At 63.1% G+C, this 13,388-nt stretch carries 10 protein-coding genes; 2 read left to right on the forward strand and 8 right to left on the reverse strand.

What is annotated here, in order from left to right; translation table 11 throughout:
* Nucleotides 1-69: 69 nt before the first annotated feature.
* The 6 genes from CWM58_RS06385 to nasR all read right to left on the reverse strand — a co-directional run bounded on the left by CWM58_RS06385 (nucleotide 70) and on the right by nasR (nucleotide 11,118).
* On the reverse strand, nucleotides 70-2,676 hold the full coding sequence (locus tag CWM58_RS06385) for a nitrate reductase (protein ID WP_100680537.1): 2,607 nt from the start codon (nucleotides 2,674-2,676) through the stop codon (nucleotides 70-72).
* A complete protein-coding gene (nirB, locus tag CWM58_RS06390; protein WP_100680538.1) occupies nucleotides 2,676-6,743 on the reverse strand; it encodes a nitrite reductase large subunit NirB in 4,068 nt (1,355 codons plus the stop codon). Before nirB ends, CWM58_RS06385 begins: the two co-directional genes overlap by 1 nt.
* A gap of 10 nt (nucleotides 6,744-6,753) precedes the next feature.
* Nucleotides 6,754-7,542, reverse strand: coding sequence for an ABC transporter ATP-binding protein (locus tag CWM58_RS06395; RefSeq protein WP_004145418.1), 789 nt, complete (start codon nucleotides 7,540-7,542; stop codon nucleotides 6,754-6,756).
* 9 nt (nucleotides 7,543-7,551) lie between these two features.
* On the reverse strand, nucleotides 7,552-8,436 hold the full coding sequence (gene ntrB / locus CWM58_RS06400; protein WP_100680539.1) for a nitrate ABC transporter permease: 885 nt from the start codon (nucleotides 8,434-8,436) through the stop codon (nucleotides 7,552-7,554).
* Between the two features lies 1 nt (nucleotide 8,437).
* A complete protein-coding gene (locus tag CWM58_RS06405; protein ID WP_032733486.1) occupies nucleotides 8,438-9,694 on the reverse strand; it encodes a CmpA/NrtA family ABC transporter substrate-binding protein in 1,257 nt (418 codons plus the stop codon).
* A gap of 242 nt (nucleotides 9,695-9,936) precedes the next feature.
* Nucleotides 9,937-11,118 carry a nitrate regulatory protein NasR gene (nasR, locus tag CWM58_RS06410; RefSeq protein ID WP_048330434.1) on the reverse strand — a complete coding sequence of 394 codons (1,182 nt, stop codon included), beginning with the start codon at nucleotides 11,116-11,118 and terminating at the stop codon, nucleotides 9,937-9,939.
* A gap of 68 nt (nucleotides 11,119-11,186) precedes the next feature.
* Here nasR and CWM58_RS06415 point away from each other — a divergent pair, with 68 nt between their 5' ends.
* Nucleotides 11,187-11,540, forward strand: coding sequence for a DsrE/DsrF/TusD sulfur relay family protein (locus tag CWM58_RS06415; RefSeq protein ID WP_008804393.1), 354 nt, complete (start codon nucleotides 11,187-11,189; stop codon nucleotides 11,538-11,540).
* Between the two features lie 238 nt (nucleotides 11,541-11,778).
* Nucleotides 11,779-12,021, forward strand: a complete 243-nt coding sequence (locus CWM58_RS06420) for a DUF1883 domain-containing protein (protein ID WP_002910387.1) — start codon at nucleotides 11,779-11,781, stop codon at nucleotides 12,019-12,021.
* Between the two features lie 56 nt (nucleotides 12,022-12,077).
* On the opposite strand, the gene CWM58_RS06425 is transcribed toward CWM58_RS06420, so the two are convergent.
* Both CWM58_RS06425 and chaB read right to left on the reverse strand, forming a co-directional pair.
* Complete coding sequence (locus CWM58_RS06425) at nucleotides 12,078-12,758, reverse strand: gamma-glutamylcyclotransferase (protein WP_074385521.1); 681 nt, start codon at nucleotides 12,756-12,758, stop codon at nucleotides 12,078-12,080.
* 136 nt (nucleotides 12,759-12,894) lie between these two features.
* Nucleotides 12,895-13,125 carry a putative cation transport regulator ChaB gene (gene chaB, locus CWM58_RS06430; RefSeq protein ID WP_061154189.1) on the reverse strand — a complete coding sequence of 77 codons (231 nt, stop codon included), beginning with the start codon at nucleotides 13,123-13,125 and terminating at the stop codon, nucleotides 12,895-12,897.
* Nucleotides 13,126-13,388 lie beyond the last annotated feature (263 nt).

Genomic DNA, 13,388 nt, shown 5'->3' on the forward strand with positions numbered 1-13,388 from the left:
ATTCCAGGAATATGCTGAAACCGGTTGGGCAACATATCACCCAACCGGAGCCGTCACTGCGCGCCACCGTTACGCCTGGGTTCGGGTTCGTTGCGCCGCCAGCAGCGCGTTGAGCTCCGGCACGCAGGAACCGCAGTTGGTCCCGCATTTCAGCTTCGCTCCCAACGCCCCGACGCTGGCGCAGCCGCTGGCGATAGCCTCGCTAATTGACCGTTCCCCCACGCCAAAGCAGCTGCAGACGATCCGCCCCCGCGGGGCGACGGCGGCGCCCGGTCGGCCGCTAAGCAACGCATGTCGCTGGACGGCATCGGACGGCGGCGCGGCAAAGGCGGCGCTTATCCATGCGCTATCCACCGCCGGCTCGCGCGCATCGCTCCACCAGCCGAGCATCAGACTCCCCTGATGCCAGGCCAGCAGGTTCCATACCGCGCCGCCGTCAGCCACCTGTAGCTGCCAGCCGCGCTGCGCGCACCACGCGCTGATCCACTGTCGGGCAGACGCCTCCCCGGCCAGCGAATAGTGCAGCACGCCAGGCGCTGCCCGCCGCCGCCAGTGCCAGGCCGCTGGAAACGGCAGCGGTTCGCGACAAAGCAGTTCGCTGTGCCAGGCCGGTTGCCAGGCGGCGATGGCCACCGCCGCCTGTTTACTTTCCGGCTGGCCGGAGTACGGGTCGGTGACGGCGGTCAGCAGATTATTCACCCGCCCCTGGCGGGCAAACTGATTGTTCCAGTGCATCGGAACAAACAGCGAGCCGGGGCGTTGCCCTTCATTGATCGTCACTTTCGCCACCATCACCCCATGCCGCGACCAGATCCGCGCCAGCCCGTCGGCGGGAAGCTGGTAGCGAACGGCATCCTGCGGCGCCACCTCCACCACCGGCTCCGCGATGTGCTGCATCAGCCGCGGCACCGTGCCAGTGCGGGTCATGGTGTGCCACTGATCGCGGATCCGCCCGCTGTTGAGGATCAGCGGATAAAAGACATCGGTTGTCGCCCGGGTCGGTTGAGGCGTCACCGGCACCATCCGCAGCCTGCCATCGCCATGCCAGCCGCGCACGATATCCCAGGCGGCTTCGCTGCGGCTGACCGGCCAGCGCACCGGCGCCATGGCGTCCCACGCCTCACGGCTGAGATCCGCCAGCGCGCCGATATCAAACGCCCGCTGACCGTCGTTTTCGAAACCGGACAGCGCCGCATGCTCGCGGAAGACGTCATGCGGATGCTGCCAGGCAAACGCCTCGCGATACCCCAGCGCCTGCCCCACTCTGGCGATGATCCACCAGTCCGCTTTCGCCTCCCCCGGCGGCGGCAGAAAGCTGCGCTGACGGGAGATCCGCCGCTCCGAGTTGGTGACCGTGCCATTCTTTTCGCCCCAGGCCAGCGCCGGAAAGCGGATGTGGGCGAAATGTCCGGTATCGGTCTCAGCGGCGACATCCGAGACGATCACCAGCGGACAGGCGGCCAGCGCCTGGCTCACCGCGTGGCTGTCAGGGAGCGACACCACCGGGTTGGTACCCATGATCCAGACCGCTTTGACCTCGCCGCGGCCAATGGCGGCAAACAGCTCCACGGCGGTCAGCCCCGGGGTCTGCGCCAGCCGTTCCGTCCCCCAGAAGCGGGCCAGCCGCTGCAGATCGTCTGGCACAAAATCCATGTGCGCCGCCAGCATCGTCGCCAGCCCGCCAACTTCGCGGCCGCCCATGGCGTTGGGTTGACCGGTCAGCGAAAAGGGGCCACAGCCGCGGCGGCTATACTTCCCGCTGGCCAGATGGACGTTGATGATAGCGTTACATTTGTCGCTGCCGCTGGCGGATTGATTGATTCCCATGGTGTAGAGGGTGATCGCCCGCGGGGCGGCGATGAACTCGCGATAGAAGGCCGCCACCTCATCGGCAGCCAGGCCGCAAAAATCCGCCACCTTCGCCACGTCCCAGCCACTCGCCTCGGCCAGCGCCTGCGAGCCATCGCGAAAGCCATCGACGCAGGCTCCGGCTTGCACCAGGGCGTTAAGTAATCCCACAAACAACCCACCGTCGCTTCCCGGGGCCAGCGCCAGATGGCGGTCAGCGATCTCGCAGGTGGCGGTGCGTCGGGGGTCGATCACCACGATCCGCAGTTGGGGATTATCCCGCTTCGCCTGCGCCAGCCGCTGGAACAGCACCGGATGCGCCCAGGCGGCGTTCGAGCCGACCAGCACCACCAGATCGCTGTTTTCCACATCGTCGTAGCTGCAGGGCACCACGTCGGCGCCAAAAGCCCGCTTGTAGCCGGTCACCGCTGACGACATGCACAGCCGTGAATTGGTATCGATGTTCGCCGCGCCGATAAACCCCTTCATCAGCTTATTGGCGGCATAGTAATCCTCCGTTAACAGCTGGCCGGAGGCGTAAAAGGCCACCGCCTGCGGGCCATGCTGGTCGATGACCTGTTGCAGGCGCGCAGCGGTCTCCGCCAGCGCCTGAGGCCAGGCTACCTGCTGGCCGTCGACCTCCGGCGCCAGCAGCCGCCCCGCCAGGCCCGTGGTCTCCCCTAATGCCGCCCCTTTGACGCACAGACGGCCGAGGTTCGCCGGGTGCTGATCGTCGCCGCGCACGCTCACCTGCCCCGCGTCGTCCACGCTCGCCAGTACGCCGCAGCCCACACCACAGTAAGGACAGGTCGTTCGGATGGTCTGCATCAGGAGGCCTCCGCGCGCGCCAGCAGCTGCTGGCTGCCCACCCATACTTTGCCGTTTTCCACTTTTACCGGCCAGGCGCGTACCGCCTGTTCACTGCCGTCGCACGGCCAGCCGTCGCGCAGGCGAATCCGCTGTTTGTACAGTGGGGAGATCACCACCGGCTCGCCGCCGACGTCCCCTAACAGCCCGCGTGACAGCACGTTGGCCGCGCTGCCCGGCTCGCGGTTGTCCAGGGCGTAGACCCGCTCACCGAAGCGGAACAGGGCAATCTGCCGCTCCCCTAAGCGGGCGCCAATCCCCGCCTGCGCCGGGATGGCGTCAAGGTCGCATACCGCCTGCCACGGCCGGGATGGAAGTTCGCCTTCGGGCAACGTCTCAGTCAGCAACAGCTGCGGCTGACCACGCAGCTCGTGGCGCTGCACCGCCTCGTCCGGCTGGTCGCTGTTCACGAAGGAGCGGAACAGCGCCAGACGCTGCGGATCGTTGAGGGTGGTCTGCCACTCGCACTGGTAGCTGTCGACGATCCGGGCCATCTCCTGCTCCAGCTCCTCGCCAAGGCCGAGACTATCCTCCAGCACCACCTGCCGCAGATAGGCGACGCCGCCCTCCAGGTTATCCATCCAGGTGCTGGTCCGCTGCAGGCGATCGGCGGTACGGATATAGAACATCAGCAGACGATCGATGCTGCGGATCAGCGTCGCTTCGTCGAGATCGCTGGCAAACAGGTCGGCGTGACGCGGTTTCATCCCGCCGTTGCCGCAGACGTACAGATTCCAGCCTTTATCGGTGGCAATCACCCCGATATCTTTCCCCTGGGCTTCGGCGCATTCGCGGGTGCAGCCGGAGACCGCCATCTTGATTTTGTGCGGGGCGCGCAGCCCTTTATAGCGATGCTCGAGCCGCACGGCGAGCCCGGTGGAGTCCTGCACGCCGTAGCGACACCAGGTTGAGCCGACGCAGGATTTCACCGTGCGCAGCGACTTGCCGTAGGCGTGGCCGGTTTCAAACCCGGCGTCGGCCAGCTCGCGCCAGATAGCCGGCAGCTGTTCCAGCCGCGCGCCAAACAGATCGATACGCTGGCCGCCGGTCACTTTGCTGTAGAGCTGGTAACGTTTGGCGATCTGCCCGATAGCGATCAGCCCGTCCGGCGTCACTTCCCCTGCCGCCATCCGCGGCACCACCGAATAGGTTCCGTCCTTCTGAATGTTGGCGAAATAGCGGTCGTTGGTATCCTGCAGCGGCAGGTGCGCCGGCTTCAGCAGGTACTCGTTCCAGCAGGAAGCCAGCACCGAGGCCACCAGCGGTTTGCAGACATCACAGCCGTGTCCCTGGCCGTAGCGGCTAATCAGCTGCTCGAAGGTATGGATATGATTGACCCGTACCAGGTGGTAAATCTCCTGGCGCGACCACGGGAAATGCTCGCAGACGTCTTTTTTCACTTCGACGCCCTGCTCCGCCAGCTGGTACTCCATCACCTGTTTCACCAGCGCGCTGCAGCCGCCGCAGCCGGTGGCCGCTCTGGTGCAGCTTTTTATCGCCGCCATATCCCCCGCCCCATTGTTCACCGCCTGGCAGATATCGCCTTTGCTGACATTATGGCAGGAGCAGATCGGCGCGCTGTCGGGCAGCGCCGCGACGCCGAGCGCCTTCGGCGCGGCGCCCTCCAGCGCGGGCAGGATCAGGCTCTCCGGACGCGGCGGCAGCGCCATGCCGTTCAGCATCATCTGCAGCAGCGTGGCATAGTCGCTGGCCTCCCCCACCAGCACGCCGCCAAGCAGGGTTTTGCCGTCCTGACTGACGACGATTTTTTTGTACACCTGCTGCGGACCGTCGGTCCATTGATAGCTCTGGCAGCCCGGCGTGCGCCCCTGCGCATCGCCAAATGAGGCGACGTCTACCCCCAGCAGCTTCAGTTTGGTACTCATGTCGGCGCCGCTAAAGCAGGCGTCTTCTCCCGCGAGGGTGGCCGCGGCGATACGCGCCATCTGGTAGCCCGGCGCCACCAGACCGTAAATTTTATTGTCCCACAGGGCGCATTCGCCTATCGCCAGCACGTCCGGGTCAGAGGTGCGGCACTGGCCGTCGATGTGAATGCCCCCGCGTTCGCCCACCTGCAGCATGCAACCGCGGGCCAGCGCGTCCTGCGGACGGATCCCCGCCGAGAAGACCACCATGTCGGTCCGCAGCGCGCCGCCGTCGGCAAAGTTCAGCCGCAGGCCGTCGGCCTCGCGCACGATGGCGGTGGTCGCTTTGCTGGTATGCACCCCCACGCCGAGGGCGACGATCTTCTCCCGCAGCATCGCCGCCCCGCCGTTATCCAGCTGGACGGCCATCAGGTTTGGGGCAAACTCCACCACGTGCGTGTCCAGCCCCAGCTGTTTCAGGGCGTTGGCCGCCTCCAGCCCGAGCAGGCCGCCGCCGATAACCACCCCGGTCTTCGCCGCGGCGGCATGGGCGGCGATACGGTCAAGATCGTCAAGGGTGCGGTAGACAAAGCACCCGTCGAGATCGTTGCCAGGGATCGGCGGAACAAAGGGATACGAGCCCGTCGCCAGCACCAGTTTATCCCAGTGGGTTTCATGCCCCTCGGCGTCCCGCACCAACCGCGCGTCGCGGTCGATCGTCGCCACCGCCTCGCCGAGGCGGAGTTCGATGCCGTGCTGGTGAAAGAAATCATCGGCCACCAGCGATAGCGATTGAGCGCTGCGCCCGGCGAAATAGTCGGAGAGATGCACCCGGTCGTAGGCGGCGTAACGCTCTTCGCCAAACACCACGATTCGATATTGCTGATGCAGGTTGCGGCTCACGCATTGTTCGAGAAAATGGTGGCCGACCATGCCATGTCCCACCAGCACTAATACAGGTTTCGTCATCGTCATTATTCCTGCAGCCTGCGGCTGCGTTGAAGAGGAGTCAAAAAGCCAGTCCGCGGTGGCAGGCTCGTCGCTTTCCAGGCGCGCGGTGAGCGCGGCGGCGGCGGTGCAGTCGCCCATCAGCAACACGCCGCGCAGGCGGCCGTCGCGCAGCAGCAGGCGACGATAGTGGCGGTCGATGGGGTCCCAACTGGTATAGATGTCATCCTGTTCGCCGGCCTGCTGCTCCCCGACACTAAAGAGTTCAATGCCGGTGACCTTCAGGCGGGTCCCGGCGTCCTGCCAGACAAAGCCCTCGCCGGGGGCGCCGCACAGGCGATCCGCCAGTACTTCAGCCTGGCGCAGGCAGGGAGCCACCAGCCCCCAGGTCTGGCCGTCAATTTCGCAACATTCCCCGATGGCGCTGATCCCCGGCAGCGAGGCGGCCATCTGGCGGTCAACCACGATCCCCCGCTGACACAGCACGCCGCTCTGCGCCGCCAGACGGCTGTTAGGCTGCACGCCGGCGGCCAGCACCACTCTGGCGGCGCGGAAAGCGCGCCCGTCTGCCAGCCGCACGCCATCCTCTTCGATGGCGGCGATCCGGCATTCCAGCACGCAGCGGATGCCGCGCGCTTCAAGCTGCTGCCTGAGCTCATCGGCGGCAAAAGCGTCGGTCAGCGGCGCCATTAATCCGCTGCCGCGATGCAGAAGAGTGACCTCTCCGCCGTGGCGACGTAGCGCCGCCGCCGCTTCCACACCGAGTACTCCGCCGCCAATCACCACCGCCGGGCCGGGTATCGCCAGAATTCGTTCCACGTCCGCCAGAGTGCGGAAGGGGATAACCTGCGGACGATTACTGCCCGGCAGCGGCGGGATAAAAGGCCGCGAACCGGTGGCGAACACCAGCTCGTCCCACGGCAGCCAGGTTTCCGCGATGCGCAGCCGCCGTTGCTCAACATCGACTTCATCGACCGCCTCGCCGGACCGCAGGCACACCCCGTGCCGGGTGTACCACTCCGCCGGCAGCAACGGGAGCTGCGCCGCCGTTTTTTCGCCAGCCAGCAGCGGCGAGAGCTGAATGCGGTTATAGGCCGGCTGCGGCTCGTCGCCGACGACGGTAATGGCAAACCGCGCGGGGTCGCGCTCAACCAGTCGCTGCACCAGTCGGGTGGCCGCCATGCCGTTACCGATCACCACCAGTCGCCGCGTCATGACCGCCCCCTTACGCCGCTTTCGGCTGTTTTTCATACAAAAAATGCAGGATCTGCTGACGCAGATGGTGATACCGGCTGTCGTCCGCCAGCTGAACGCGGTGACGCGGACGCGGCAGATCGACCGCGAGGATCTCGCCGACCGTCGCCGCCGGACCGTTGGTCATCATCAGCACCCGATCCGAGAGCAGCACCGCTTCATCAACGTCGTGGGTGATCATGACGATGGTGGTATTAAGCTCCTGCTGGATATGCATCACCGTGTCCTGAAGATGAGCGCGGGTCAGCGCGTCCAGGGCGCCGAAGGGCTCATCAAGCAACAGCACCTTCGGCTTCATCGCCAGCGCCCGGGCGATACCTACCCGCTGCTTCATGCCGCCGGAGATCTCCCCGGGACGTTTGTGCAGCGCATGCCCCATCTGCACGCGTGCCAGGTTGTGTTCGATCCACTCCCGGCGCTCACTCTTGCTCATGGTGCGACGGAACACCTGATCCACCGCCAGCGCCACATTATCGAAACAGCTCAGCCACGGCAGTAGCGAGTGGTTCTGGAAAACCACCGCCCGCTCCGGCCCGGGCCCGGCGATTTCCCGGTTATCGCACAGCAGTCCGCCCTCGGTGGGCGTCGTGATCCCGGCGATCAGATTCAGCAGGGTCGATTTCCCGCAGCCCGAGTGGCCGATCAGACTGATGGTCTCCCCTTCGACGATATCGAAGGAGACATTCTGCAGCGCCAGGAACTCGCCGCTGGCGGTGTTAAAGCGCTGGCTGACGGCCTGCACCTGAATTAATGGTTTCATGTTGGCTCCTTATTTTTCCTGCCAGCTAAAGCGGCGGGCGAGCAGCATCAGACCCTGCTCCAGCAGCAGGCCGACGACGCCGATAATGACGATGGCGATGATGATGTTTTCCACATTGAGGTTGTTCCACTCGTTCCAGATCCAGAAGCCGATCCCCAGCCCGCCGGTGAGCATTTCCGCCGCCACGATCACCAGCCAGGCGATGCCGATGGAGAGACGCACGCCGGTGAGCACCGCCGGCAGCACTGCCGGAAAGAGAATTTTGCGCATCACCGTCCACTCCGAGAGCTGGAGGACGCGGGCGACATTGAGATAGTCCTGCGGGATCCGCCGTACGCCTTCCGCGGTGTTGATCACCATCGGCCAGATGGAGCAAATAAAAATGGTCCAGCTGGAGGCCGGCTCCGCCTTCTGGAACAGCAGCAGGCCAATCGGCAGCCAGGCCAGCGGGCTGACCGGGCGCAGCAGGGCAATCAGCGGATTAAACATGCGGGCGAAGAACAGCGAACGGCCGATCAAAAACCCCAGCGGAATGCCCGCCAGCGCCGCCAGGCCGAAGCCCACCGCTACGCGCTGCAGGGAGGCCAGCACGTTCCAGCCGATGCCCATGTCATTGGGCCCGTCCTGATAGAACGGATCGGCAAACAGCGTCAGCGCCGAGTCCAGCGTGCTCAGCGGCGTGGGAAAGCCTTTGCTGTGCATCGCCGCCAGCTGCCAGGCCAGCAGCAGCACCCCCAACCCCAACAGCGGGGGCAGCAAGCGCTGAGTGAGCTCACGCAGCCAACGCGTGACGGTTGGCGTGGTACGCCGGACCTGCACCGGCGGCAGGATAATCACTTCGCCAGACGCGTTCTCCACGCTGACGACCGGTTGCTTACGTTGTGCCTGCTTCATCTCATGCCCCCTTACGTTGAATGGCAAAATGGCGGGCGTAGCCTTCCGGGTCGGACCCGTTCCAGACCGTACCGTCCATCAGTGTGCTGCTGCGCATCGTGGCTGCCGGTGCGCTGATCCCGCCGACCGCCTGGGCGGCAGCCTGCCAGACGTCGATGCGGTTAATGCGTGACGCCACCGCGAGGTAATCCGGAGCCTGCTTCAGCAGTCCCCAGCGGCGGAACTGGGTGAGGAACCACATTCCGTCCGACAGCCAGGGGAAACTCACCTCGCCCCCGGCCCAGAAGCGCATCGGATGGGCATCCTGCCAGCGGCGGCCGAGGCCGTTGTCATACTCCCCAAGCATCCGGCCGGTGAGGTACTGCTCCTTGGTATTGAGCCAGCCGCGTCTGGCGAGCAGGCGGGCCGTCTCCTGAGTGTTCTCCGGCGAGGCGGCGATCCAGCGCTGCGCCTCCATCAGGGCCGCCACCAGCGCGCGGGCGGTGTTCGGGTTGCGTTCCACCCAGTCGCGACGGGTGCCCAGCACCTTTTCCGGATGCTCGGGCCAGATATCCTGGGAAGTGGCCGCGGTGAAGCCAATGCGGTCGTTAATGGCGCGGGCGTTCCACGGCTCGCCGACGCAAAAGCCGCTCATATTGCCGATGCGCATGTTCATCACCATCTGCGGCGGCGGCACCACGACGGTGCGCACATCGTTAAAGGGATCGATGCCGGCGCTCGCCAGCCAGTAGTAGAGCCACATGGCATGGGTGCCGGTGGGAAAGGTATGGGCGAAGGTGTAGCTGCCTGGCGCGCTGCGGTCGATCAGCCGTTTCAGCCCGCCGAGGTCGGTTACCCCTTTCTCCTGCAACTCGCCGGATAGGGTAATCGCCTGGCCATTACGGTTGAGGGTCATCAAATTGGCCATCGCCTGCGGCTTGCTGGCGATCCCCAGTTCAAGACCGTACAGCAGGCCGTAGAGAATATGTGCCGCGTCCAGCTCGCCGGCCACCAGCTTGTCGCGCACCGCCGCCCAGCTGGCTTCCTTACTCGCCACCAGGGTGATGCCATACTTTTTGTCAAACCCCTTCGCCGCGGCGATGGCCAGCGGCGCGCAATCGGTCAGCGGAATAAATCCGACCCGCACGCGGGTTTGCTCCGGTTTGTCCGATCCGCCGGCCCATGCGGCCTGCATCACCCCCGGCAGCAGCATCGCGCCGCCCAGCGCGGCCCCTGCCTGCAGCAAGCGCCGCCGGGAAATTGAAAACTTGTCGCTCATATCCGCTCCACCACGCGCAAAAAAAAAGCGTCCGACAGTGCATACGCACTGCAGGACGCCTTTATCCACGGACACCCGAACCGCCATTGGTTCGTTGTCCGGACTTTTATTCACTCAATAAGTAATGCAAACGGGATGCCAGCTTTGGCAATGGCGCACTGGCAGGCTTTTTCCCAACGTTGGCCGGTTTTTCACGTAAAAGTGCACCGCCGGCAGGCAGAGAATGCCCATCGATTGTGCATCTACTCCTTTGGTGTTAGCGGCCAAATCGCCTTCACCATCAGCAGCGCGCGGGCTATCTCAACCATGCGCTGATTTTTGTCCATGGCCATCTTGCGCAGCGTCTGCCAGGCCTGCTCCTCCTGCATTCCCTGGTGCGTCATCAGCAGGCTTTTCGCTTTTTCGATCAGCTTGCGTTCTTCGAGCGCGTCTTTCAGCGAGGCCAACTGGCTGGAGAGCTGCTGTAGCTCATAGGCCTGCTGGCGCACCAGCGGCAGCAGCTGTTTATCCAGATGCGGCGTCAGGGTATCGACTTCCTCGCCGGGCAGCCAGCCAGGCGCGTCGTCCACTAACAGCGCGTCGGTGGCGTTCAGTAGATCGTCGATCAATTGCTCTTCCACTTCGCGCAGGTGTTCAAGCCGCTGGGTTTGCAGGCCAAACCAGCGCAGCGCCGTTTCCCCGCCGTCGGCGGCCGGCTGGCGGGTGCAGGCGATCCGCCGCAGCTGCTCAATGTCCAGGCCGGCCTGGCATTGGGTGATAAACAGCTGGACGGTAGCCGGGCTGCCCAGCGCCTGAAAGCTATCGAAGCAGGGCTGCTGACCGTCAATACGGTCCACCAGCTGCTGGCGCAGGCTGTCGCTGAACTCGCCGCGGGTAAAGCCCAGAGCGCCCAGCGCGCGCTCCTGACCCACCAGCTCTTTACCCTGCATAAAGCTGTACAGCGCGACCATGCGGCCGGCCACCGGCGGATCGTCAATGCTGTCATTGAGCTGCGGGACGATGTTCAGCAGATGGCGGATGACACGGCTGAACTGCTCCGTCGCGGCTTCCGCGGCAATCTGCCGGCGGGCGATCTGCTCGCGCAGCGCCGGAAGCTGCAGCAGATCGCCAACCGCCCTGGCAATGCGCCAGCACAGCGCGCTGCCGGCGACCGTACGTGCCCGTTCGAGACTGGCATAGAACAGCGCTAACCGCTCATCAACCAGCGCCCCGCCCGCCCGACACTCCGCCGCATACAGTTGGCCGCCCGAGCAAAGAAAAATATTCGACGCCCCGCGCTCGCACTGCAGCATATGCACCAGCGCGCTGAGCTGGCTGGCCAGTTCCCCCAGTTGGCTAAGCTGCTGAAGCTGTTGTTTTTGCAGGCGACGCGCCAGCTGCAGCCAGGCCGTCTCATCGTGCGCGTGACCAGTCGTATTATTCATACCCCTCCTCCGGGTTAACGCTTTATACTGCGGTAAAGCAATAACCGTGCCTTTAAGAAGGAGTTTGTATGCAACGTATTGTGATTATCGCCAACGGCGCCGCCTATGGCAGCGAATCCCTGTTCAACAGCCTGCGCCTGGCCATTGCCCTGCGCGAGCAACAGTCCGACCTCGATCTCAGGCTGTTTCTGATGTCCGACGCCGTCACCGCCGGGCTGCGCGGGCAGAAGCCGGCGGAAGGATACAATGTGCAGCAGATGCTGGAGATCCTCACCGCCCAGCAGGTGCCGGTGAAGTTGTGCAAAACCTGCGCGGACGGCCGCGGCGTCAGCGCGCTACCGCTGATTGACGGCGTGGAGGTCGGTACTCTGGTTGAGCTGGCCCAGTGGACGCTGGCGGCAGATAAAGTGCTGACCTTCTGAAGGTAGGCCGTCGAACGGGATGAAATGTCACGTATTGGCGCTTGAAGAGACAAAAAAAACGTTAGCTGAATGCTTTCAGGAACAACGTCATTTTTGTTTAATCTTTATCCCTTTTTTTGATCAAAATCAGCATCCCGGCCCGCGCCGTTTGGTGTGATGCACAGAGCAAAGTGTGAACAATATCACGCGAGGACTGGGTGGGCAGGATGCTGTAGCGGGACAGAAACGGGGTACAAAAATGGCGATGGTTAAAGCAAGTTTGACGTTATTTGGTGGTGACACACTGGTGGTGCGGTGTTCAGAGCGCTGCCATATTCATCTAATGAGCGCGAAGGTCCCGGGCGATAGCCATGCGGATATTCTGAGCGTGCAGGATCGGGATAGCGCCTATCTGACGGTGCCCTACAGCGGCACCTGGAACGTGCTTATCGACAGTCACAGCCAGTCACTGGAGCACTCCATCAGCTACGTTCCGGCCTGACCGTCACTTCCAGAACTTACGCCCGGCCATGCCGGGCGTTTTTCTTTTCCGCGCGCTCAGGCCAGGCCCGGCGTCGGGCTCTCGCCCAACAGCGCGCGTACGCTGGCCACGAGGTCATCAAGACTGGCATCGTGCATACCCAGCGTGCTCAACGCCTGCTCAAGCGAAAAAAGGTACTGGGCGTTGGTGCCGAGCGGCCCGCTGGCCCGGGCGATCAGCGGGGCGATAACCTGGGCGCTGGTATCCGGTTCAAACAGTGGATGGCGCGGATCCATAATAAACACCAGGGCATTCACCGTCCGTCCGTCGTCCAGCTCCAGCTTGCACCAGGTGGGCAGATAGCAGCCGGTGATCATCTCCCGCTTCCACAGCAGGGTCAGCTCTTCTTCCAGCGTGTCGTCAGGCAGACGATAGGCAACGCCGGTGGTTCGGCCGCCCTCTTTGAGAGCCAGCATGCGGCCCGGCTGGCAGGCGCTACCGCGCCCGGCGGTCAACCGCAGGCAAAACGCACGATGCCAGCCCGGCAGCGTACCGGTGCAGGACTCGCGATAATTGAGCGCCGGGTTCCAGATAAGCGAACCGTAGCCAAAGATCCATACTGAGCCATCATCCGGACGACAGGCCAGCGTCGCCGCCAGCGAGGCTGCACGTTGTTCTGCCGACCAGAGTAGCGATTCCTCAATAGCGCCAAACGCTGTCTTACAATCCGCATTCATTAAGAAATCACGAGTTAACACTGTTTACTACCTCCGCCACTGCCCGCTTCCCGGCGTTCGTCTCATGCATCCGTCAATATTGCTGAAATATTATCCAGCTTTATCTTTCAATAAGCAATGCGCGGGGCGCTGGCAAGCATAAAAGCGGCGTCAGCAATTATTTTTTCTTATGCCACTTATCGTCATCGCCTTTCTCGTAGCTGTTTTTCACTGCTGCCCAGGCGACTTTATGCGCCGTCTCTTCGCGGCTGGCGTCATCGCGCCGCTCGTCTTTATCTTTATATTGATCCCAGGCGCTGTTAAACGCTTCTTTATAAATTTCCTGCGCATGGGCAGGCAGAACATGCTGAACGCTGTCGGGGAGCTCTTGTTTACTGTGATAGGGCATAATATTCTCCTGTTTTAGCATAAAACCTAAGTCTGGAACGCAGTGGACAGGCTATCAAGGCGAGGATGAGTGAAAAATGAATTTTAGTAATCATCTGAATAGTAAGTACAAAATAATAGTAATCGAAAATTATAATAAACTAATCAAGATATCTCTCGACACCCGTAAACTTAAGTAAAAAACCAGCGGCAATTTATCAAAATCTGTTACTTTATCGCCCTACGTTTTTATAATTATAACACCTGCATAAATGGAGATGGTTC

The sequence above is a fragment of the Klebsiella sp. H-Nf2 genome (assembly GCF_002806645.1).
Classification (GTDB): domain Bacteria; phylum Pseudomonadota; class Gammaproteobacteria; order Enterobacterales; family Enterobacteriaceae; genus Klebsiella; species Klebsiella variicola.

What these genes read in the sequence shown, in the direction of transcription:
- CWM58_RS06385 (WP_100680537.1), bottom strand. Translation starts at nt 2,676, where the DNA reads ATGCAGACCATCCGAACGACCTGTCCTTACTGTGGTGTGGGCTGCGGC.
- nirB (WP_100680538.1), bottom strand. Translation starts at nt 6,743, where the DNA reads ATGACGCGGCGACTGGTGGTGATCGGTAACGGCATGGCGGCCACCCGA.
- CWM58_RS06395 (WP_004145418.1), bottom strand. Translation starts at nt 7,542, where the DNA reads ATGAAACCATTAATTCAGGTGCAGGCCGTCAGCCAGCGCTTTAACACC.
- ntrB (WP_100680539.1), bottom strand. Translation starts at nt 8,436, where the DNA reads ATGAAGCAGGCACAACGTAAGCAACCGGTCGTCAGCGTGGAGAACGCG.
- CWM58_RS06405 (WP_032733486.1), bottom strand. Translation starts at nt 9,694, where the DNA reads ATGAGCGACAAGTTTTCAATTTCCCGGCGGCGCTTGCTGCAGGCAGGG.
- nasR (WP_048330434.1), bottom strand. Translation starts at nt 11,118, where the DNA reads ATGAATAATACGACTGGTCACGCGCACGATGAGACGGCCTGGCTGCAG.
- CWM58_RS06415 (WP_008804393.1), top strand. Translation starts at nt 11,187, where the DNA reads ATGCAACGTATTGTGATTATCGCCAACGGCGCCGCCTATGGCAGCGAA.
- CWM58_RS06420 (WP_002910387.1), top strand. Translation starts at nt 11,779, where the DNA reads ATGGCGATGGTTAAAGCAAGTTTGACGTTATTTGGTGGTGACACACTG.
- chaB (WP_061154189.1), bottom strand. Translation starts at nt 13,125, where the DNA reads ATGCCCTATCACAGTAAACAAGAGCTCCCCGACAGCGTTCAGCATGTT.